The sequence below is a fragment of the Kitasatospora sp. NPDC058115 genome (genome assembly GCF_042884635.1).
In the GTDB taxonomy this organism is placed as follows: Bacteria; Actinomycetota; Actinomycetes; order Streptomycetales; family Streptomycetaceae; genus Kitasatospora.
Map to the genome: position 1 here is coordinate 1 of NZ_JBHVTL010000021.1, position 20394 is coordinate 20394.

Consider the following 20394-nt stretch of genomic DNA (forward strand, 5'->3'; position numbering starts at 1 on the left):
CCGGCGGCGGTCCCTTGACCCTGGGGGGGTCTCGCCCGCGGGGTGCCTGCGCCGCTGACCACAGCCCGGGAGTGGGAAGTCGACGAGGCCGACTTCCCACTCCCGGGTGCACTGCGGCAGCTGCTTCCGGTGGACCCGTGCGCCCTGTGAGGGTCACTGAACACCACCCGAGCCGCGCCGCCGGAGTAGGAAGTCGGCCCGTCCGACTTCCTGCCTCCGAGGTTCGGCGGGTCGGCCGACGACTTCAGGGTCTGCCTGGGGAGTAGGAAATCGACGGCACCGACTTCCTACTCCGGTGGCCCCTTTTGCCTGCAAGGGGCCACCGGAGCCGTGCTGTGCTGCTGGGAGTGGGAAGTCGGACCGGCCGACTTCCCACTCCGGGTGGTCAGTGGGGCATGCGGCGGGATTGGTGGTTGTGGGGGTTGGTTTCGGGGCTGAAGTGGCGGGCCTGGTGGGCGATCCAGGTGTATTCGGGGGTGCCGTCGGGGAGGGTGCGAACCGGCGGAAGTCACAGCCTGCCGCTCGAAGTTCGAGCAGCTCAAGTCCCTTGCGGTTCCGGCGCTGGATGCCTCTCGCGCCCTGTGATCCCGTGCCGAACACGACTCATGGGGACTGATTCAACACCGACACCTTCCAAGGAAGGCGCACATGTCACAGCCTGTTTGGCAGAAGTCCAGCTTCAGCGGAGAGGAATCCAACTGCGTCGAGGTCCGTGCAGGGGCCGGCCTGGTTGAGCTCAGGGAATCCGACGAAAGCGACGCCATCCTCCGCACCGCCCCGGCCGCCTTCGCGGGCTTTTCTGGCGCCATCAAGGCCGACGAACTCGAACGCCGCGCCTGACCTGGTGGCCCCTCGCTCGGCCGCGAGCGAGGGGCCACGGATTCATGGGCGGGTGGTTTCCAGTGTTGGAAACGGCAACCTCTTGTCGGCCGCTGTGGGTCTCGGGACCATGGTCGTGACACCGGGTCACCGAGGAGGCGGCAGTGGAACTGACGCGGCTTGTAGGTTCATGTGACGATGGAGACTGCCCGACGTTGTACCTGACGGATCGTGGCACCCTCGCCGTCCAGGGGGACCGGATCACTGAGCACGGTCTCCGGATTCCAGCTCATGAGTCAGTGGTCGAGATCCCTGTCGAACTCATCCGAAAGGCCGTCCGTGACAACCTCATCTAGAACCTTGGGGGACTGGTTCTCGGCGTTCGAACGGGCGGCATTCCGGCTGGAGACGCTGGACGACTACAGCCAGTCCGGTGGGGTGGACGCCTTTCACGCCTTCCTCGCCGGGAAGGAGCAGCCGGAGGACTATCGGAGCGCCGGTTGGGTCGGCACGGTTTCCGAGGCCACCCGCGTCGGGAAGCGCATGTACCGGGTCCACGTCCTCTCACGCCCGCTCACCGACTACCTCCGCTTCGAACTCGCGTGGGGGTATCACCGGAACATGGCGGCTGGCGAGGAGTTCTTCATCTTGGACACCACAGACCGGGAGAACCCCATCCCCCAGGCGCCGGACTTCTGGCTGTTCGACGACGAGGCCGTGGCCGCGATGAACTACGACGGCAACGGCAAGTACCTCGGCGCCGACTACCCCGACGCCGCACGGCTCGACGAGTTCAGGGCCTACCGCGACACCGCGATGGCGCACTCCGTGCCCTTCACGGACTGGTGGGCCCAGTACGGCGAGTGAACAGAACGGAGCTCGGCGCGGCGCTGCGGGCACTTCGGCAGGCTTCCGGTAAGGAGGCCAAGGCCGTCGCCCGTGGCGCCGTCATGTCTGCGAGCAAGCTGAGCAAGATCGAGACCGGCAGGGTGGCGCCCACCGTCGTGGACGTGGAGCGCATTCTCACCGCCATAGGAGTTTCGGACGAGGTCAAGGCCGAGTACATGGCTGCCGCGCGGGCGGAGGCCACCGAGGCGACGGCATGGCGACTGGTCCGGCGCCTGGGGCACCATCGCAAGCAGCAGCAGATCAAGGCGTTGGACGAGACCACCGGGCTTCTTCGGGTGTTCCAGCCCTCCATCGTCCCAGGCCTGTTGCAGACCCCGGAATACGTGCGGGCGGTGTTCGGGCGGAAAGGCCTCGGTGAGGAGCAGCTGTCGAGAGCCGTGGCAGCGCGGTTGGCGCGGCAGTCGACCCTCTACGACACGACCAAGACGCTGCGGCTGGTGATCACCGAGCCGGTCCTGCGATGGCGTCTCGTTCCGGCGGCCATGATGGCCGCGCAGTTGGACCGGATCGTCTCCGCCTCCCGGATGTCCCATGTGGACGTTCGGGTGGTTCCGCTCGCCGCACGACAGTCCGACGTGCCGGCGCATTCCTTCGTCATCCGGGACGACCGCATGGTCACGGTCGAGACCGTTCATGCCGAGATCACGGTCACGGATCCGCGGGACATCGATGCCTATGTTCGAAAGTTCGACGGATTTGCGGCCGGGGCCCTGGCAGGGGAAGGAATGCGCAGCCTGGTCGAAGGCATCCGGGACGACTTCTTGAGGGAACAGGAAACCGCGTCGTAGTGCCGGCTTCCCGCCCCTAGGTTGGTGGCCGCTCGACGGGAACCACCGTGGCTCCCGTCGATCCATGGGAGGCGGAAGTGTCGAAGCACATCGACCTGTACGGGATCGAGGTTCCGGGCGGGGTGACCGCGTACCGGGCGTGCGGGGGCAACCAGCAGTCGGAGCACGAGACCTGCGCGACCCTGCGGGAGGTGCCCGGCGTCGTGGGCGGGCTGTGGGTGATGGGCGACACCAAGCGTCCGGGTGTGGAGCTGCGGTTCAGCACGGCCGAGCTGGCGGCGGCGGGGATCGACCCGGCGCGGTTCGACACGGCTGTCTGACCCACCACACCCGAATGAACCGGCCCCGCCCCCACGCCAATTGGGGGCGGGGCCGACCCATCCACCAAGGGTAGGCGCGTATGGATCACTGGCACAGGCCCGCACTTCACTGGCACTGCTACGCCTGGGTGGGCGGCAAGCGGCCCGAGGACGTCGAACGGCGGCCGCCCGAACCGCGCAACGGTGGGCGGCCGGTCTGGAACAGCCCCGTTCCTCCCCTGGAGATCGTGCACTGGCTCGCCAAGTCGGCCGACCGGATCAGCCTCACCACCGCCGAACCGGCCGAGACCCTGGACTGGCTCGGCAAGCAGCTCGCCGACGCTCCTGGCCTGGAGGGCGACCTCCCCGCAGCACTCCGGCTCGATCACGCCCGTGCCTTCCTCGCCGGCTATCCCCACGACGTGGTGTGGACGTACTGGACCCCCGGACAGCAACTGCGCTCCGTCGCCGCCGTCTCCTGCCCCCGCACCCACAACCCCACCTCGGAGCCGCCCCCGCCCTGTCCGGTGGGGTGGGCGGGGGGCGATGGGGGCGGTGGGGTCGGGTGGCGGGGGCCGGGTGGGGGTTGACCCGGGGTGGGGGTGGGCGGGATGGTGCGGAGGGCGGGCGTTCGTGTGCGTGGTCCTTCGGGGAGGCTGGGCGTGTCGACCTCACCCTTTGTGCCCGGTGATCGGTTCTCGGGGTTCGGGCGGGAGGCGTTCCGGCTGGAGGTTCTGGGCGAGTGCGGCTCGACGTGGCCGGAGGAGTACCGGACGGGCGCCTGGTCCAGGGTCGTGATGGCGGCCCGCCGGGCCGGGAAGCGCATGTACCGGGTCCATGTGCTGACCCGCCCGCTCAGTGCCTGCGTCGAGGAGGACCTCACGTGGGGACGGGTCCGGCACGTGCCGGCCGGCGAGGAGTACTACGTCCTGGACGTCACCGAGCAGGAGAACCCCGTCCCGCAGGCGCCGGACTTCTGGCTGTTCGACGACGAGACCGTGGCGGTGCCGCGCTACGGCGACGACGGGGAGTACCTCGGCGTCGGCTTCCCCGACGCCGGCGAAGCGGCCCGGTTCAGGGCGTACCGGGACGCCGCGACGGCCCGGGCCGTGCCGTTCGAGGAGTGGTGGGCGACGTACCGCACGTAGGACGGGTCAGGCGCCGCTGTCGGGCTCGAAGCGGATGACGACGGCCTTGGAGGTGGGGGTGTTGCTGATGTCGGCGGTGGAGTCCAGCGGGACCAGCACGTTGGTCTCGGGGTAGTACGCGGCCGCGCCGCCGCGGGCGACCGGGTAGTAGACGACGCGGAAGTGCGGGGCGCGGCGCTCCACGCCGTCCGTCCACTCGCTGACGAGGTCGACGTACTGGCCGTCGGCGATCCCCAGCTCGATGGCGTCCGCCGGGTCGACCAGGACGACCCGGCGCCCGCCCTTGATGCCCCGGTAGCGGTCGTCCAGGCCGTAGACGGTGGTGTTGTACTGGTCGTGCGAGCGCAGCGTCTGCAGCAGCAGGCGGCCCTTCGGCACCTCGGGCGCCGTCAGCGGGTTGACCGTGAAGTTGGCCCGGCCGGTGGCGGTGGGGAAGGTGCGGGAGTCGCGCGGGCCGTGCGGGAGGGTGAAGCCGCCGGGGCGGCGGACCTTGTCGTTGAAGTTCTCGAAGCCGGGGACGACCCGGGCGATCCGGTCGCGCAGGGTGTCGTAGTCGGCGGCGAAGTCCTCCCACGGCACGGTGTCCCCGGGCCCGAGGACGGCGCGGGCGAGGCGGCAGACGATGGCCGTCTCGGAGAGCAGGCCGGGGGCCGGCGGGCGCAGGCCGCCGCGCGAGGAGTGGACCTGGCCCATCGAGTCCTCGACGGTGACGAACTGGGCGCCGCGGGCGGTGACGTCCCGGTCGGTGCGGCCGAGGGTGGGCAGGATCAGGGCGCGGGCGCCGGTGATCACGTGCGAGCGGTTGAGCTTGGTGGAGACGTGCACGGTGAGCCGGCAGCGGCGCATCGCGGCCTCGGTGACCTCGGTGTCCGGGGTGGCGGCGACGAAGTTGCCGCCCATCGCGAAGAAGACGCCGATCCGGCCGTCGCGCATGGCGCGGATGGTGTCGACCGAGTCCAGGCCGTGTTCGCGCGGCGGTTCGAAGGAGAACTCCCGGCCGAGCGCGTCCAGGAAGGCGGTGGTGGGGCGTTCGAAGATGCCCATCGTCCGGTCGCCCTGGACGTTGCTGTGCCCGCGCACCGGGCAGACGCCCGCCCCCGGGCGGCCCACGTTGCCGCGCAGCAGCAGGAAGTTGACCACCTCGCGGATGGTCGGCACGGCGTGCTTGTGCTGGGTGAGGCCCATCGCCCAGCAGACGATGACCTTCTCGGAGTCGAGGACGCGGCGGGCCAGCTCCTCGATCTGCGACCAGGGCAGCCCGGTGGCGGCGAGCACCTCCTCGCGGGAGGTCGACCGGGCCTCGGCGGCGAACTCCTCGAAGCCGTGGCAGTGCTCCTCGACGAAGGCGTGGTCGACCGCGTCCTCCTCCAGCAGCAGCTGGTTGAGCGCGCGGAACAGGGCGAGGTCGCCGCCGAGCCGGATCTGCAGGAACAGGTCGGTCAGCTTGGTGCCGTGGCCGACCAGGCCGCGGGCCTGCTGCGGGTTCTTGAACCGTTCCAGCCCAGCCTCGGGCAGCGGGTTGACGCTGACGATGGTCGCGCCGGCGCGCTTGGCCCGCTCCAGGGCGGAGAGCATCCGGGGGTGGTTGGTGCCCGGGTTCTGGCCCGCGACGATGATCAGATCGGCCTGGTAGAGGTCCTTGAGGCTGACACTGCCCTTGCCGACGCCGAGCGTCTCGGTGAGCGCCGAGCCGGAGGACTCGTGGCACATGTTGGAGCAGTCCGGCAGGTTGTTGGTGCCCAGCCGGCGGGCGAACAGCTGGTAGGCGAACGCGGCCTCGTTGCTGGTCCGGCCCGAGGTGTAGAAGGCGGCGCCGTCCGGGGTGTCCAGGGCGCGCAGCTCCTCGGCGATCAGCGCGAAGGCGTCGTCCCAGGAGACGGGGGTGTAGTGGGTGGCGCCCTCGTCGAGGAACATCGGCCGGGTGAGCCGGCCCTGCTGGCCGAGCCAGTAGCCGGAGCGCTCGGCGAGCTCGGCGACCGGGTGGGCGGCGAAGAACTCGGCGCGGATCCGGCGCTCGGTGGCCTCCTCGGCGACGGCCTTGGCGCCGTTCTCGCAGAACTCGGCGGTGTGCGTCTTCCCCGGCTCCGGCCAGGCGCAGCCGGGGCAGTCGAAACCGTCCGGCTGGTTGACCTTGAGCAGGGTGCTGATCGTGCGGCGGGCGCTCATCTGCTCGGTGGCCATCCGCAGGCTGTGGCCGACGGCGGGCAGCCCGGCGGCCGAGTGCTGGCGCGCGGACACCTCGGGGGCGTCCTGCGCCGGGTCGCTCTGCGGGGCCTGCTTGGCCATGACTGCGCTCCTCGGCTGGTGCGGGGGCCGCCGTCTCGTCGCGGCGCCTGCTGCCATCCTCGCACCCGCGGGGCCGGGAGCGGCAGGGGAGGAAAGGGGGAGGGCGGGGAGGAACGGGGGAGGGCGGACGGCGGGCCGGCGCGGATAGAGTGCGGATGCTGCGACAGGGCCGGGGGTGGGCGGGTGATGGTCGGAGACGTGCTCGACGGGCGGTACCAGCTGATCGAGCGGCTGGGCCAGGGCGGGTTCGGCGTGGTGTGGCGGGCCTTCGACACCCGGATGCGGCGGCCGGTGGCGGTCAAGGTCATCAACCACCACGGCGAGGACCAGCAGAAGGCGGCGCTGCGGTTCGTCCGGGAGGCCTGCGCGGCCGGTAACCTCTCCCACCCGCACATCGTCACCGTGCACGACCTCGGCGAGGCCGAGCTGGCCGGCCGGCGGGTGACGTACCTGGTGATGGAGCTGCTGATCGGCCGCACCCTGACCGCCGTGCTCCGCGACGGCCCGGCGGACCCGGTGCTGAGCCTGCGCTGGGGGCGGCAGATCTGCTCCGCGCTGGCCGCCGCGCACGACGCGGGGATGGTCCACCGGGACATCAAGCCCGAGAACATCATGGTCACCGACGCGGGCGTGGTGAAGGTGCTGGACTTCGGCATCGCGCAGCTCGACATCGGGGCGGGCGGGCTGACCACCACCGGCACGGTCATCGGCAGCCCGGCGTACATGGCGCCGGAGCGCTGGACCGGGGGCCGGGTGGACGGGCGGGCGGACCTCTACGCGTTCGGCTGCGTGCTGGTCGAGCTCTGCACCGGGGCGCGGCCGTTCGGCGGGGACTCGACGCCGGTGCTGATGTACCAGCACCTGAACGAGGCGCCGCCGGCGCTGGACTGGGCGTCTACGGGGCTGCCGGCGGAGCTGGCGGGGCTGGTCACGGAGCTGCTGGCGAAGGACCCGGGGGAGCGGCCGGCGGACGCCCGGACGGTGGAGCGGCGGCTGGCGGCGCTGGAGGCGGGCCGGCCGGCCGGGGCGGTGGGGACGGTGCTGCCGGGGCCCGTGCCGCCTGCGCCGGCCGCTCCTCCGGTGACCGCGCCGCCGCCCCCTCCGCTCCCGCCGGCTCCGGCCCCGTCCCCACCACCCCCGTCGCAGGAGGAGGTGCGGGCCGCGCTGCACGAGCGCCGCAACGCCGCCTTCCGGGCGGCGACGGCCGGCGAGTCCGCCGTCCAGCTCCAGGCGGTGGCCCAGGAGGCCGTGGCCGCGCTCGGCGCCGGCGACCGCCAGACCCTCAACGCCTGGCGCGACTTCACCTGGTTCCTGAGCCGCGCCGGGGACCTCGGCGGCGCGATCAGACTGCTCTCCACGGTGGCCGAGGACATGGGGCTCGCCCTCGGCCGGACCGACCCGGACACCCTCGCCGCCCGCTACCACCTGGTGTGGTGCATCGGGGAGAGCGGCGAGACGGTCAGCGCGCTGCGCCGGCTCGGCCAACTGCTCCCGGACCTGCACGCGACCTGGGGCGCCCACGACCCGCGCGTGCTCAAGGCACGCCACGACCTGGCGGTGTACACGGCCAACCGGGGCGACCTGGACGGCGCGGTGCTCCAGCTGCGCACCCTGCTGCCGGACCTCGCCCGCACCCTCGGCGAGCAGCACCCGGCCACCCTCCAGGCCTGGCAGGACCTCGCCGGCTACCAGCAGCGGCTGGCCGCGGCCCCGGCCGGGCGCGCCCGGCCCGGCCGGCGGCCGCAGATGCACCCGGGGGAGGCGCTGCTGCTGATCCACCGCCTGCTGGCCTGGGACTTCGCCTCGGACCAGGAGGCCAACGCGTGCCTGACGGCGCTGGAGCGCGGCACCGGGATCAAGCAGGTCGGCGACTGGATCCTCTCCGCGCCGGACCACGTCACGGCCGAGGACCTGGTGGAGGAGATCTACGGCCCGTGACGGGCCCGCCGCACCCGGGTACCCCGCCCGGACGCCCCGCCCGGACGCCGCACCCGGGCACCCCGCCCGGACGCCGCGCCCGGCGGCCCGGCGCTCACGCCGGCACCGCCGAGTCGGCGCGGGCGAGGGCGCACAGGAGGGCCCGGGCGGCGGCGTCGTTCTGGCGGAAGCCGGGCGAGTCGGTGCGCGGGCGGGCGAAGGCGGCGGCCGCCCGCAGGCTGGTGTGCGGGCCGAGGGCGGTGCGGCGGGGGTGCGCGTCACCGTCGAGGGCCGGGTCGAGCACCCGGCTGTCCCCGGGGCGGATGGTGAGCAGGCCCGAGCGGTGGGTGTACTCCGGGTCGGTGACGACCTCCTCGGTGATCCGCCCGGTGCGGTGCAGGTCGCGCAGCAGCGGGTCACGGGTGCGCGCCAGCGCGTGCTTGGGCAGGTACGCCTCGACCAGCGCGGTGGCCGTGACGCTGTGGCCGGGCACGGTGGCACCCCGGGCCCGCCAGGTGCCGCCGGCCTCGTCGCGCTCGACCCGGATGCCGGCACCGAGGAAGCGGACCACCCCGGCCTCGGAGAGCGCGAGCAGCTGGCGCAGCCGGAAGCCGGGCGGCCCGGAGGCGAGGTAGCTGAAGTAGCCGAAGAACCACTCGTCGACCTCCTCGGCCACCGAGCGGGCGGTGAGCCGGCCGGAGCCGAGCAGCCGGGGCAGCTGGCCGAAGAGCGAGAGCAGGGCGAGGAAGGCGCCGAGGTCGGCGCTGTGGGCGGGGTCGGCGCGGCGGTCGGCGTCCTCGGTGATGTAGCGGCGCAGGTGCTGCTGGAGCTCCTCGGCGGAGCCGAGTTCGAGGCCGGCGAGCGGGAAGTCGAGGCGTTCGAGGTCGAGCCGGTCGGCCGGGTCGGGGACGGCCCGTTCGACGAGGGCGTGCAGCTCCGGGGACGCCCAGGGGAGGGCGTCGTAGCCGGCCAGGAACTCCGCCCAGGGCAGGGCGGTGCGTGCGGGGTGGGCGTGGAACAGCTCGTGGTAGTGGCCGAAGCCGATGTCCTTGGCCATCAGCGGCCAGGCGTCGCGGCGCAGTTCGAGAGGCCCGGGGCGGTCGAGCAGGGCGTCGACGGCGGCGGCGTCGAAGTGGCGGGGGAGCGGCGGGCGCGGGCCCTGGAGGCGGTAGTCGGTCTTGGAGTGGTAGGGCACGCCGCGCCGGGAGCCGACGTGCAGCACGGGCTCGCGGCCGGAGGGGCGGTAGACCAGGCCGCCCGCGCCGTCCGGCTCGAAGCGGCCGCCGCGGCCCTCGGTGAGCAGGGAGACCAGGTCGACGAAGGCGAGCCCGAAACCGCGCAGCACGGTGTGCTCGCCGGGGGCGATGCGGTCGAGCTCGGCGGTCGCGTCGGCGGAGTAGGCGGGCGGGACGTGGACGCGGCCGTGCCGGTCGGCGAAGGCGGTGTCGGCGGCGTACCGGGGGTCGGGGGCGGAGTCGAGGTGCCCCAGGGTGAGCACGACGTGGTCGGCGGTGAGCACCCGGTCGGTGAGGTGGACCCGCTGCGGCCCGTCGGCCGGGCCCTCGACGCGGTGCGCGGTGTCCCGGTGGACGGTGACCGTGACGTGCGGCGGAAGGTCGGCGACGGCGCGCCGGAACACCCAGTCCAGGTAGGCGCTCTGGGCCCGCCGGGTGGGGAAGTCGGTGGGCGCGAGGGTGCGCAGCTCGTCCCGGACGTCCGGGTCGGCGATCTCCCGGTACGGGGCGAACTCCTCGACCGCGGCGGCCCATTCGGCCAGCGAGGGGCCGGGGCGCACCGGTCCGTCGATGGTGGAGCGCTCGTCGGTGAACATCGTGACGTCCTCGGCCATCGAGTTCATCCGCAGCAGCGGGGACTGCTCGTGGCGCCAGATCCGGCCCCCGCCGGGCGGGTGCGGGTCGACCAGGTGGATGTGCAGCGGCCGGTCGGCGGGCAGCAGTTCGGGCGCGTTGGCGGCGATCCGCTCCAGGACGCCGGTGCCGCGCGGCCCGGCGCCGACGATGACCAGGACGGCGCTCACCGGCCGGCCTCCCCGGGGAGGCCGGTGGGCGCGGACGCGGCGGCGCGCAGCCGCCGGTACCCGGCGCGGGCCTTCTGCAGCGGGGTGGGCGGCAGCCCCTCGCGGGTGGCGCCCTTCGCGTAGTGCCGCTCCACGTAGTACTGCCCGACGGACAGTACGGTGGTGATCACGATGTACCAGATGGTGGCGACCATCAGCATCGGGATGACCTGGTAGGACTGCAGGTAGACCAGCTGGACCGAGTAGAGCAGGTCGGAGACGGCCAGCACGCTGATGATGCTGGTCCCCTTGAGCGCGCTGATCAGCATGTTGCCGGCGGTCGGCACGATCGAGCGCATCGCCTGCGGGACGACGATCCGGCGCAGCACCCGCCACCGGCCGAGGCCGAGCGCGGAGGCGGCCTCCAGCTGGCCGCGGTCGACGGAGAGGATGCCGCCGCGCACCACCTCGGCGGCGTACGCGCCCTCCAGCAGGGTCAGGCCGACGACGGCGGTGAGGGTCGGGCCGAACAGGTTGACGGTGCGGACGGTGAGGAACTCCGGGCCGAACGGGATGCCGAGGCCGAGGGTGGGGTAGAGGGCGCCGATGTTGAAGAAGAGCAGCAGCTGCACCAGCGCCGGGGTGGAGCGGAAGATCCAGATGTAGACCCAGCTGAGCGTGCGCAGCACCGGGTTGGCGGACAGCCGCATGGTGGCGAGGACGGTGCCGAGCAGGAAGCCGAGGCCGAGGGTGACGGCGGTCAGCCAGAGGGTCAGGGTCAGGCCGTTCAGCACGGAGGTGGCGGTGAACCAGTCGGCGACCACGTCCCACTGGAACGCCCGGTTGCGGGCCAGCGAGTTGACCACCATCGCGAAGACCAGCAGGGCGACGGCGGCGGAGACCCACTGGCCGGGGCGGCGGCGGGGGACGATCCGGGCGGTGGCGGCCGCGGCGTCGGGCGCGGCCGCGGACGGCGGGGCGGCGGACCCGGTGAGGGGGCGGGCGGGGGCGGGCAGGACGTCCGGCGGGGTGGCCATGCTCGGGCTCCAGGCGGGAGGGCGGAGGTGCGCGCACGCGGGGAGGCGCGCGGGCGCACGGGGCGGGGTACGGCGTGGTCACGTACGGCCGTTGCGGCCGGCCCGCGTCCCTCAACACGGCCGGCGGTGCACTGCACTCCGGCCGCGATCGTACGCGTGAGCGAGCGGCGGGTGTCAAGGGCGGGAAGCCCGGTCCGGGCCGGGTCCCGGGAGGCTTCGCGGGGCGACAGGAGATCGCAACACGGTGGCAATGGAGGGTGGTTGACGCCGTGCGCGGTTCGCTGCTCAACTTGAGGCCATGTACGCCGAGCAGCCCCTGGTCACCCGCGACCACATCGACTTCGGTCGGGTGTGGTCCGCGGCGTGTCGCGGCTGACCCGGCAGCGGGCCGTCCGTCCGGCCCCGTCCTCCCTCGCGGGGACCTCCCTCGGTGCCCCGTCCCGGGCCGGGAGAGCCGTCACGTCCTGACGGCTCGTCGGTCGCGCGCTGCCGCCGCCCCTCCTCCCCTCCTCACCGCGCTGTGCTCCGGCAGTTCCCCCGTCCGCCCGCGGGCCGTCACGTGCCCGCCGCCGCTCTCCCCGCACCACGGCCCGGCCCGCCGCACCGCCAGGGCCTCCTCCGGCCTGCCCACCCGCAGCCCACCGGACTGCGCACGACCCGAAAGGCTCCGCCACCATGCCCGTCGAATTCCTCGGCATCGCCGCCACCGCCGACGGTACCGAGACCACCGCGCGCACCACCGCCGCGTTCGACCGCGACTACACGCTGCGGCTGGCCCGCGCCCACGAGGACCACGGCTGGGACCGCGTGCTGTTCGCCTACGGCTCCGGCGCCCCCGACCCGGCGCCCGCCGCCGCGTTCGTCGCCGCCCGCCTCGACACCCTGCAGATCCTGCTCGCCCACCGCCCGAACGTCTCGTACCCGACCTTCGCCGCGAAGACCTTCGCCACCCTGGACCGGATCAGCGAGGGCCGGCTCACCGTCCACTTCATCACCGGCGGCAACGACCACGAGCAGCAGCGCGAGGGCGACTTCCTCACCAAGGACGAGCGGTACGACCGGACCAGGGAGTACATCGGGATCGTCAAGAAGGCCTGGACCAGCCGGGAGCCCTTCGACCACGAGGGCGCGCACTACCGCTTCCGGGACTTCGTCTCCGACGTCTTCCCCGTGCAGCAGCCGCGCCCCGGGGTCTCCTTCGGCGGCTCCTCGGCGGCGGCCTACGCGGCCGGCGGCGCCGAGGCGGACGTCTACTGCCTCTGGGGCGAGCCGCTGGCCCGCACCGCCGAGCAGATCGAGCGGGTGAAGGAGGCGGCCCGGGCCGCCGGGCGCAGCGACCTGCCGCGGATCCAGGTGGCGTTCCGGCCGATCATCGCGCCGACCGAGGAGCTCGCCTGGGAGAAGGCGCACCGGACGGTGGCCGCGATCCGGGCGCGCCGGGAGGGCGGCGAGCTGATCCGCCGCGGCCGCCCGGCCGGGGCCGCGGCCCCCGAGAACACCGGCTCCCAGCGCCTGCTGGAGATCGCCGAGGCGGGCGAGCGCTACGACCGGGCGCTGTGGACGCCGACCGCCGCCGCCACCGGCGGGGCGGGCAACTCCAACGCGCTGGTCGGCACCCCGGAGACGGTCGCCCAGGCGCTGCTCGACTACTACGACCTGGGCGTGGACATCCTCTCCGCGCGCGGCTACCACCTGGTCGACGACGCCGTCGACTTCGGCCGGTACGTGATCCCGATCGTCCGCGAGGAGGTCGCCAAGCGGGACGCCGCCAAGGCGGCCGCCGAGGCCGGGCGGGCCGAGCGCGCCGAGCACGACCGGCATCAGCTGATCGCGGTCCAGGCGTGACGGGCGCGAGCGGTGCGACGGCGCTCGGCTTCGAGGTCCGCCGGGTGCACATCGACGACCCGCTCGCCGAGCCGCTGGTGCGCGAGCTGACCGAGGAGTACGTCCGCCGCTACGGCCCCGAGGCGCACGAGGAGATGACCCGCTACCCGGCGGACAGCTGGGCCGAACAGCACGGCGGCGTCCTGCTGCTCCTGCTGGAGGGCGGTGCGCCGGTGGCGGGCGGCGCGTACAAGCGCCTCGACGCCGGGACGGCCGAGGTCAAGCGGATGTGGACGCACTCGGCGCACCGCCGCCGGGGCCTGGCCACCCGGGTGCTGGCCGAGCTGGAGCGGGCCGCCGCCGCGGCGGGCTACCGCCGGCTCTACCTCACCACCGGCCCGCGCCAGCCCGAGGCCCGCGGGCTCTACCTGGCCAACGGCTACACCCCGCTGTTCGACGTCTCCGCGGACCCGCTGACCATCGGCCCGCTGCCGTTCGAGAAGCACCTCCACTGACCCACCCCGAAAGGCACCCGTACCCGTGAGAACCACCACTGTCCGCCGCCGCCTGCTCGCGGCCACCGCCCTGCTGCCGGTCCTGGCGCTGGCCGCGTGCGGGTCGGACCCGAAGCCGGTGGCCGCGGCGGGCCCGGGGCAGCAGGCCGTCTCCGCCGCCGCCGAGGACCTCGTCTCCGGTCTGAAGAAGTCGGACACCGCCGCCGCGCTGCTGCCCGCCGACGTCCGGACCGCCGGGACGGTCAAGTTCGGCGTCTCGATCGGCACCCCGCCCTCCGCCTTCTACTCCGACCAGGCCACCAAGAAGGCCGCCGGCCTGGACATCGACTTCGCCGATGCGGTGGCCAAGGTGCTCGGCCTGACCGTGCAGCGCGAGGAGGCGGCGTTCGAGACCATCCTGCCCGCGCTCGGCAGCGGCAAGTACGACGTCGGCACCGGCAACTTCGGGGTCACCGAGGCCCGGCTGAAGACGATCGACTTCGTCACCTACATCGACGACGGCCAGGGCTTCGCGGTCAAGAAGGACAACACCTCGATCCAGCCGGTCACCGATCTGGTCCAGCTCTGCGGGCTGACCATCGGCACCGGCGCCGGCACCACCTTCGAGACCACGCTCAACGCGAAGAAGAGCGTCTGCGCCGACGCCGGCAAGAAGCCCTACGAGGTGAAGGCGTTCAGCGACAACGGCGCCCGGCTGACCAGCCTCCAGCAGGGCCGGGTGGACATCGTCATGTCGACCATCAACGGCCTGCGCTACGAGGCGGCCCAGGAGGCCGCGGGCACCCGCTTCCTCGGCGAGTTCCACCGCCTCGACGTCGGCTTCGCGTTCAAGAAGGGCTCCCCGCTCACCCCGGCGTTCCAGGCGGCCGTCAACGAGCTGATCAAGGACGGGACGTACGAGCGGATCCTCCGCAAGTGGGGGGTGACGGACTCGGCCGTGGAGGAGTCCCGGATCAGCCCTCCCGAGCACAAGTGACCGTCCGCGCATCCGCGACCCCCTGTCCAGGGCCCCTTGGGAGGAGTCCCCCATGAGCACCGTCACCGGCACCACCGAACCCCTCGCGAAACCCGGCGGCAGACCCGCGCCCGCCGCGGCCGCCGGCCCGGGCGCCCCGCTCGACCTCGGCGAGCTGGCCGGGCTGCGCACCGTCCGCGCCCGGCACCCGTGGCGCTGGGCGGCCGGCCTCGCCACCCTCGTCGTGCTGGCCCAGTTCGCCCACGGCCTGGCCACCAACCCCGGCTGGGACTGGGCCACCTTCCGGCTGTTCTTCTCCGCCGACGCCATCCTGCGGGCGGTCGGGCGGACCGTCGAACTCACCCTCTACGGCACCGTGCTGGGCTTCGCGCTGGGCGCCGTGGTGGCCGCGATGCGGCTGTCGCGCAGTGCCGTCCTGCGGTCCGTCGCCTGGGCCTACGTCTGGGTGTTCCGCTCGATCCCGCTGATCGTCCAGCTGGTCTTCTGGTTCAACCTCTCCTACCTCTACCGGCGGTTCGGCTTCGGCATCCCGTTCGGGCCGACCTTCGGGGAGTTCGAGACGGTCGGCGTGATGGGCGCGCTCGGCGCGGCGGTGATCGGCCTCGGGCTGCACCAGGCCGCGTTCGCCGCCGAGATCATCCGCGGCGGCGTGATCGCCGTCGACCCCGGCCAGCGCGAGGCCGCCACCGCGCTCGGCGTGCCGCGCTGGCGGCAGGCCTGGCGGATCGTCCTGCCGCAGGCCATGCGGGGCATCCTGCCGGCCGCCGCCAACGAGGTGATCTCGCTGTTCAAGGGCACCTCGATGGTCTATGTGATGGCCATCGGCGAGCTCTTCTACCAGGTGCAGGTGGTGTACGGCCGCACCGGCCGGGTGGTGCCGATGCTGATGGTCGCCACCGTCTGGTACGTGCTGCTCACCACCGTGCTGTCGATCGGCCAGTACTACGTCGAGCGCTACTTCGCCCGCGGCGCCGACCGCACGCCGCCGCCCACCCCGCTCCAGCGGGCCCGGACGTTCGTCCGGGGCCTGCGTGCCCGCACCGCCACCGCCGCCACCACCGCAACCGGAGGACGCTCGTGACCACCCTCGTCGAGGAAACCGCCGGCGAGCGGGCCGAGGTGCCCGCGCCGGCGCCCATGGTGCAGGTGCGCGGCCTGTGGAAGAGCTTCGGGGCGAACGCGGTGCTGCGCGGCGTCGACCTCGACGTGCCGGCCGGCTCGGTGACCGTGGTGCTCGGGCCGTCCGGCTCCGGGAAGTCCACCCTGCTGCGCTCGATCAACCACCTGGAGAAGGTGGACCGGGGCTTCGTCGCGATCGACGGCGAGCTGATCGGCTACCGCCGCTCCGGGGACCGGCTGCACGAGCTCAAGGAGCGCGAGGTCCTGCGGCAGCGGACCAACATCGGCTTCGTCTTCCAGAACTTCAACCTCTTCCCGCACCTGACCGTGCTGGAGAACCTCACCGAGGCCCCGGTCAGCGCCCTGCGCCGGCCGAAGGCCGAGGCCCGGGCCCGGGCGCTGGAGCTGCTCGAACGGGTGGGCCTGGCCGAGAAGGCGCAGGCCTACCCGCGCCAGCTCTCCGGCGGCCAGCAGCAGCGGGTGGCGATCGCCCGGGCGCTGGCGCTGGACCCGAAGGTGCTGCTGTTCGACGAGCCGACCTCGGCGCTCGACCCGGAGCTGGTCGGCGAGGTGCTGGACGTCGTCAAGGACCTCGCCCGCAGCGGCACCACGATGATCGTGGTCACCCATGAGATCGGCTTCGCCCGCGAGGTCGCCGACACCGTGGTCTTCATGGACGGCGGCGTCGTGGTCGAGCAGGGCCCGCCCCGGGCGGTCCTCGACGAACCGCAGCACGAGCGGACCCGGGCCTTCCTGGCCAAGGTCCTCTGACCCGCCGAACCCCTCACCGGCACCACCCCCCTCCCTCTCACCGGCAGGAGTACCGCCATGTCCCTACCCCGTCGCGCCCTCGTGACCGCCGCCGCGCTCGCCGCCGCCCTCACCCTGGCCGCCTGCGGCAGCTCCTCGGACGTCGCGGCGGACCTCGCCCCCGCGAAGGGCAGCACCGCGCCCAACGGCGCCACGGTGAACCTGACGCCCCAGCAGAACCGGGTCACCACGCCCAAGGTGGAGGCCATCGCGGCGCTGGTGCCGGAGGAGATCAGAAAGCGCGGCAAGCTGACCGTGGTCGACTCGCTGGGCACCACGCCGCCGCTGGACTTTTACGCCAACGACGACCGGACCATCATCGGGGTGGAGCCGGACCTCGCCTCGCTGATCGGCAATGTGCTCGGCCTGGAGATCGAGTTCAACCCGGTCTCCTGGGAGAACATCTTCGTCGGTCTGGACAGCGGCAAGTACGACGTCGGCCTCTCCAACATCACCGTCACCGAGGCCCGCAAGGAGAAGTACGACTTCGCCACCTACCGCCTGGACATCCTCGGCTTCGAGGCGAAGAAGGGCACCGGCTGGAAGGTCACCGGTCCCAAGGACATCGCGGGGCGGACCGTCGCCGTCAGCTCCGGCACCAACCAGGAGAAGCTGCTCGTCGCCTGGAACGAGGAGAACGTGCGCAACGGCCTCAAGCCGGCCGACATCAAGTACTTCCAGAGCTCCTCGGACTACTACCTGGCGCTCTCCTCCGGCCGGATCGACATCTACGTCGGCCCCAACCCGGTGACCGCCTTCCACGCCGTGCAGACCGGCGAGACCGAGGTGATCGGCACCTACTCGGGCGCCGGGGCCGCGGTGCTCGGCAAGATCGGCGCCACCACCAAGAAGGACAACGGCCTGGTCAAGGCGTTGAACGGGGCGATCAACGAGGTGATCGGCAACGGCACCTACGGGCAGGTGCTGAAGCGCTGGGGCCTGGACGCCGAGGCCGTGCAGACCTCGGAGATCAACCCGGTCGGCCTGCCGAAGACGTAGGCCCCGGACCGGGCCCCGGGTAGTTCACCCGAACGCCCCTGCCCGCCGCTACCCTGACCCGGTCAGGATGAACGCTGTTCGGTTCCGGCGGACTTGGTGGGGGAAGGCATGAAGGCGGGCGATGTCGTGGGCGGCCGCTACCGGCTGGAGCGGGAGCTCGGCCGGGGCGGGTTCGGCGTGGTCTGGGCCGCCCACGACGAGGTCATCGGGCGCGCGGTCGCGCTCAAGGTGCTCTCCGAGGAGAAGGCCGGGGACGAGGAGGCGGTCGGCCGGTTCATCCGCGAGGCCAAGACCGTCGGGGGCCTGTCCCATCCGCACATCGTCACCCTGTACGACTACGGGCGGGTGCAGGACGGCGCGCGCTGGACGCACTACCTGGTGATGGAGCTGGTCCGGGGCCGCCCGCTCTCCGCGCTGCTGGGCGCCGGGACCGGGCCGGAGCCGGCGGTCGCCCTGCGCTGGATGCGGCAGGTCTGCAAGGCGCTGGACTCCGCGCACCGCAGCGACGTGGTGCATCGGGACATCAAGCCCGAGAACATCATGATCACCGACACCGGTGAGGCCAAGGTGCTGGACTTCGGCATCGCCCGGCTGCTCTCCCAGCAGGGCGGCGGGCTCACCTCCACCGGCGTGGTCATCGGCACCCCGGCCTACCTGGCGCCCGAGTGCTGGTCCGGCGAGCACATCGACGGCCGGGCCGACCTCTACGCGCTCGGCGTGATCCTCTACCAGCTGTTCACCGGCCGCCGCCCGTTCAGCGCCACCACGCCGGTGAGCATGATGTACAAGCACGTCAACGAGCCGCCGCCGGCCCCCGGTTCGCCCTACCCGGCGCTGGACCGGCTGATCCTCCAGCTGCTCGCCAAGAACCCGGAGGACCGGCCCGCCGACGCCGCCGAGGTCCGCCTCCGGCTGCGCGAGCTCGGCCCCGACCCGGAGGCGCTGCGGCGGAAGGCCGACGACGCCTGGCGGCGCGGCGCGGCCGGCTCGCCCGAGCGGGCCGTCGAACAGCTGGTCACGCTGATCCCGCAGTTCTCCCGGGCCTTCGGGCCGGCCGACCCGCGCACCCTGCGGACCTGCCACGACCTGGCGCTCTGGCTGGCCCGCTCGGGCCGGCCGCGGGCGGCCGTCGCGCTGCTGCGCGAGCTGCTGCCGGTGCTGGACGGCCACCCGCGGGCCCGCGAGGACGTCGGGCGCGACCTGGAGCGCTGGGAGCGCGAGAGCGCCGCCGCCGAGGCCGAGCAGGAGCCGCCGCTAGTGCTCGCCGAGCTGCTCGGCGGCCCGGCGCAGCACGGCTGAGCCGCCCTCGGCGAGCGGCTCGCCGTGGCCGAACAGCACGGTCTCGGCGTCCAGCGCGGCCAGCCGGTGGAAGGACTCCAGGGCCAGCGCCGGATCGGTGTTGAAGACGCCGGGCATGGTCCGGTGCCCGACGTTGGCGGCGAGGTCGCCGGTGAACAGCACCCCCGCGCGCGGCAGGTGCAGGGCGATCGACCCGTCGGTGTGGCCGGGCACGTGCACCACCACGGCGCCGCCGCCGAAGCCGAGCACCTCGCCGTCCGTCACCTCGCGGTCCACCCGGCACGGCGGGGCGGGCGGCAGCGCCGGCAGGGCGTCCCGCAGCTCCTGCTCGAACGGGCTCAGCGTGAACGGCTTCGGCGGCTGCTCGCCGCGGACCACCGGGGCCTCCAGCCGGTGGGCGGTCACCTCGGCGCCGTGACGCCGGGCGAGTTCGGCGGCCGAGCCGGCGTGGTCCTCGTGGTGGTGGGTGAGCACGATGCCGCGCAGCGCGGCGGGGTCGGCGCCGACGGCGCGGACCGCCTCCTCGATCGCGTCGGCCTGCCCGGCGATGCCGGTGTCGACGAGGGTGAGCGCGCCGTCCTCGTCGCGCCAGAGGTAGGCGGTGCCGAAGTCCAGGGTGATGACGGTCAGGTCGGGGCGTATGCGGATGAGCTCCATGGCCGGATCCTGTACCGCGGGGCGGCCGTCCACGCGCCTGTTCGCCCCGGGCTGATCAGCGGGACGGCCCGACGGGGTCCAGCGCCGCCCGCAGCCGCGCCGTGCGCGGTGAGTCCGGGCCCTCCAGTGCCAGCAGCGCGGTCAGCACCTCGGCGGTCTGCGGGTCGTGCAGCGCCGTCGCCGCCGCCATCGCCACGAACTGGTCCACCAGCCACTCGCGCAGCTCGTCCACCGGCAGCGCCCGGCCCTCGTCGAGCCAGCTCAGCGAGGCCCCCTCGACCACCGCGATCCACGAGCGCACCAGCAGCGTCAGCCGCGGCCCGGCCTGCCGCACCCCGAGGTGGCGCAGCGTCCGGCGCAGTGCCGCCCGCCGGACGTCGTCGACGATCGCCGAGGTGCGGGCCGTCTCGACCACCGACCCGCCGCGCAGCAGCGCCGAGTAGCCCGCGTCGTGCTCGGCGACGAAGGAGAAGTACCGCTCCAGCACGGCCGACAGCTGCTGGGTCGGGGTGCCGGCGGGCGGCACCGTGAAGCGGTCGGTGAGCTCCTCGGCCGCGCTGCGCAGCGCGGCCTCGTACAGCTGCTGCTTGCCGCCGGCGAAGTAGCGGTAGACCAGCGGCCGGGACGCCCCGGCGGCCTCCGCGACGTCGTCCAGCCCGACCTCCTCGGGCGGCCGGTGGGCGAACAGCTCCAGCGCCACCGCGATCAGCTGCTCGCGCCGCTGCTGCACCGGTAGCCGCCGGTACCCGGCGCGCCGCGGCCGGGCGGCCGGTTCGGGGGCGGGCGGGACGGACGCTGGGCTGGCTTCCATGGCGGTCAGCGTAACCGCCCCGGGCCGGATCGGAGCCGGGTCTGCACCGATCTTCCGAACGGGCGTTTGCGCCCGTCCGGGGCCCGGCCCGGCCGGCTGCGGGGCGGTCCGCCGGACCGCCCCGGCGGGCCGTTCCACCCGGCCGGACGCCCGTGCCGGGAGGC

At 73.4% G+C, this 20394-nt stretch carries 20 protein-coding genes; 15 read left to right on the plus strand and 5 right to left on the minus strand.

Features of this window, described 5'->3' with window-relative positions:
* Window positions 1-648 precede the first annotated feature (648 nt).
* From ACFVVL_RS22365 to ACFVVL_RS22395, 7 genes are all read left to right on the plus strand, one after another.
* Complete coding sequence (locus tag ACFVVL_RS22365) at window positions 649-840, plus strand: DUF397 domain-containing protein (protein WP_387677869.1); 192 nt, start codon at window positions 649-651, stop codon at window positions 838-840.
* A gap of 143 nt (window positions 841-983) precedes the next feature.
* Window positions 984-1175, plus strand: a complete 192-nt coding sequence (locus ACFVVL_RS22370) for a hypothetical protein (RefSeq protein ID WP_387677872.1) — start codon at window positions 984-986, stop codon at window positions 1173-1175.
* Window positions 1159-1686 carry a DUF6879 family protein gene (locus ACFVVL_RS22375; protein ID WP_387677875.1) on the plus strand — a complete coding sequence of 176 codons (528 nt, stop codon included), beginning with the start codon at window positions 1159-1161 and terminating at the stop codon, window positions 1684-1686. The genes ACFVVL_RS22370 and ACFVVL_RS22375 overlap by 17 nt, the downstream gene beginning before the upstream one ends.
* Window positions 1683-2516: a helix-turn-helix domain-containing protein gene (locus ACFVVL_RS22380; protein WP_387677877.1), complete on the plus strand. Its 834-nt coding sequence runs from the start codon at window positions 1683-1685 to the stop codon at window positions 2514-2516. Before ACFVVL_RS22375 ends, ACFVVL_RS22380 begins: the two co-directional genes overlap by 4 nt.
* Window positions 2517-2593: 77 nt before the next feature.
* A complete protein-coding gene (locus ACFVVL_RS22385; RefSeq protein ID WP_387677879.1) occupies window positions 2594-2836 on the plus strand; it encodes a DUF397 domain-containing protein in 243 nt (80 codons plus the stop codon).
* An 80-nt stretch (window positions 2837-2916) separates the two neighbouring features.
* On the plus strand, window positions 2917-3405 hold the full coding sequence (locus tag ACFVVL_RS22390) for a hypothetical protein (RefSeq protein WP_387677882.1): 489 nt from the start codon (window positions 2917-2919) through the stop codon (window positions 3403-3405).
* Between the two features lie 72 nt (window positions 3406-3477).
* On the plus strand, window positions 3478-3963 hold the full coding sequence (locus tag ACFVVL_RS22395; protein ID WP_387677885.1) for a DUF6879 family protein: 486 nt from the start codon (window positions 3478-3480) through the stop codon (window positions 3961-3963).
* 6 nt (window positions 3964-3969) lie between these two features.
* On the opposite strand, the gene ACFVVL_RS22400 is transcribed toward ACFVVL_RS22395, so the two are convergent.
* Entirely contained in the window at window positions 3970-6249 is a 2280-nt protein-coding gene (locus ACFVVL_RS22400; RefSeq protein ID WP_387677888.1) for an FdhF/YdeP family oxidoreductase, read from the minus strand.
* Window positions 6250-6435: 186 nt separating this feature from the next.
* Between ACFVVL_RS22400 and ACFVVL_RS22405 the strand changes: the two genes are divergently transcribed.
* Window positions 6436-8187, plus strand: coding sequence for a protein kinase (locus ACFVVL_RS22405; RefSeq protein ID WP_387677891.1), 1752 nt, complete (start codon window positions 6436-6438; stop codon window positions 8185-8187).
* A gap of 94 nt (window positions 8188-8281) precedes the next feature.
* Here the strand turns inward: ACFVVL_RS22405 and ACFVVL_RS22410 are convergent, their stop codons facing one another.
* Together ACFVVL_RS22410 and ACFVVL_RS22415 are read right to left on the minus strand one after the other, a co-directional pair.
* Window positions 8282-10204 carry an FAD/NAD(P)-binding protein gene (locus tag ACFVVL_RS22410; RefSeq protein WP_380286755.1) on the minus strand — a complete coding sequence of 641 codons (1923 nt, stop codon included), beginning with the start codon at window positions 10202-10204 and terminating at the stop codon, window positions 8282-8284.
* Complete coding sequence (locus ACFVVL_RS22415) at window positions 10201-11220, minus strand: amino acid ABC transporter permease (protein ID WP_380286754.1); 1020 nt, start codon at window positions 11218-11220, stop codon at window positions 10201-10203. Before ACFVVL_RS22415 ends, ACFVVL_RS22410 begins: the two co-directional genes overlap by 4 nt.
* 675 nt (window positions 11221-11895) lie before the next feature.
* On the opposite strand from ACFVVL_RS22415, the gene ACFVVL_RS22420 reads away from it, so the two are divergent.
* The 7 genes from ACFVVL_RS22420 to ACFVVL_RS22450 all read left to right on the plus strand — a co-directional run bounded on the left by ACFVVL_RS22420 (window position 11896) and on the right by ACFVVL_RS22450 (window position 18762).
* A complete protein-coding gene (locus tag ACFVVL_RS22420) occupies window positions 11896-13065 on the plus strand; it encodes an LLM class flavin-dependent oxidoreductase (protein WP_387677896.1) in 1170 nt (389 codons plus the stop codon).
* On the plus strand, window positions 13062-13559 hold the full coding sequence (locus ACFVVL_RS22425) for a GNAT family N-acetyltransferase (RefSeq protein ID WP_380286752.1): 498 nt from the start codon (window positions 13062-13064) through the stop codon (window positions 13557-13559). Before ACFVVL_RS22420 ends, ACFVVL_RS22425 begins: the two co-directional genes overlap by 4 nt.
* A 25-nt stretch (window positions 13560-13584) precedes the next feature.
* On the plus strand, window positions 13585-14535 hold the full coding sequence (locus ACFVVL_RS22430) for an ABC transporter substrate-binding protein (RefSeq protein ID WP_387677899.1): 951 nt from the start codon (window positions 13585-13587) through the stop codon (window positions 14533-14535).
* Window positions 14536-14587: 52 nt separating this feature from the next.
* Window positions 14588-15616, plus strand: coding sequence for an amino acid ABC transporter permease (locus ACFVVL_RS22435; protein ID WP_387677902.1), 1029 nt, complete (start codon window positions 14588-14590; stop codon window positions 15614-15616).
* Window positions 15617-15672: 56 nt separating this feature from the next.
* A complete protein-coding gene (locus tag ACFVVL_RS22440; protein ID WP_380286774.1) occupies window positions 15673-16425 on the plus strand; it encodes an amino acid ABC transporter ATP-binding protein in 753 nt (250 codons plus the stop codon).
* Window positions 16426-16482: 57 nt separating this feature from the next.
* Window positions 16483-17463, plus strand: coding sequence for an ABC transporter substrate-binding protein (locus ACFVVL_RS22445; protein WP_380286748.1), 981 nt, complete (start codon window positions 16483-16485; stop codon window positions 17461-17463).
* 108 nt (window positions 17464-17571) lie between these two features.
* On the plus strand, window positions 17572-18762 hold the full coding sequence (locus ACFVVL_RS22450) for a serine/threonine-protein kinase (protein ID WP_380286747.1): 1191 nt from the start codon (window positions 17572-17574) through the stop codon (window positions 18760-18762).
* On the opposite strand, the gene ACFVVL_RS22455 is transcribed toward ACFVVL_RS22450, so the two are convergent.
* Window positions 18718-19419: an MBL fold metallo-hydrolase gene (locus tag ACFVVL_RS22455; RefSeq protein ID WP_380286746.1), complete on the minus strand. Its 702-nt coding sequence runs from the start codon at window positions 19417-19419 to the stop codon at window positions 18718-18720. The genes ACFVVL_RS22450 and ACFVVL_RS22455 overlap by 45 nt on opposite strands.
* Before the next feature lie 55 nt (window positions 19420-19474).
* Window positions 19475-20230, minus strand: a complete 756-nt coding sequence (locus tag ACFVVL_RS22460; RefSeq protein ID WP_380286745.1) for a TetR/AcrR family transcriptional regulator — start codon at window positions 20228-20230, stop codon at window positions 19475-19477.
* Window positions 20231-20394 lie beyond the last annotated feature (164 nt).

Bases quoted from the DNA above. Each gene is read 5' to 3' on its own strand.
- ACFVVL_RS22445 (WP_380286748.1), top strand. From the start codon at position 16,483: ATGTCCCTACCCCGTCGCGCCCTCGTGACCGCCGCCGCGCTCGCCGCC.
- ACFVVL_RS22365 (WP_387677869.1), top strand. From the start codon at position 649: ATGTCACAGCCTGTTTGGCAGAAGTCCAGCTTCAGCGGAGAGGAATCC.
- ACFVVL_RS22405 (WP_387677891.1), top strand. From the start codon at position 6,436: ATGGTCGGAGACGTGCTCGACGGGCGGTACCAGCTGATCGAGCGGCTG.
- ACFVVL_RS22450 (WP_380286747.1), top strand. From the start codon at position 17,572: ATGAAGGCGGGCGATGTCGTGGGCGGCCGCTACCGGCTGGAGCGGGAG.
- ACFVVL_RS22440 (WP_380286774.1), top strand. From the start codon at position 15,673: ATGGTGCAGGTGCGCGGCCTGTGGAAGAGCTTCGGGGCGAACGCGGTG.
- ACFVVL_RS22415 (WP_380286754.1), bottom strand. From the start codon at position 11,220: ATGGCCACCCCGCCGGACGTCCTGCCCGCCCCCGCCCGCCCCCTCACC.
- ACFVVL_RS22455 (WP_380286746.1), bottom strand. From the start codon at position 19,419: ATGGAGCTCATCCGCATACGCCCCGACCTGACCGTCATCACCCTGGAC.
- ACFVVL_RS22400 (WP_387677888.1), bottom strand. From the start codon at position 6,249: ATGGCCAAGCAGGCCCCGCAGAGCGACCCGGCGCAGGACGCCCCCGAG.
- ACFVVL_RS22390 (WP_387677882.1), top strand. From the start codon at position 2,917: ATGGATCACTGGCACAGGCCCGCACTTCACTGGCACTGCTACGCCTGG.
- ACFVVL_RS22420 (WP_387677896.1), top strand. From the start codon at position 11,896: ATGCCCGTCGAATTCCTCGGCATCGCCGCCACCGCCGACGGTACCGAG.
- ACFVVL_RS22460 (WP_380286745.1), bottom strand. From the start codon at position 20,230: ATGGAAGCCAGCCCAGCGTCCGTCCCGCCCGCCCCCGAACCGGCCGCC.
- ACFVVL_RS22435 (WP_387677902.1), top strand. From the start codon at position 14,588: ATGAGCACCGTCACCGGCACCACCGAACCCCTCGCGAAACCCGGCGGC.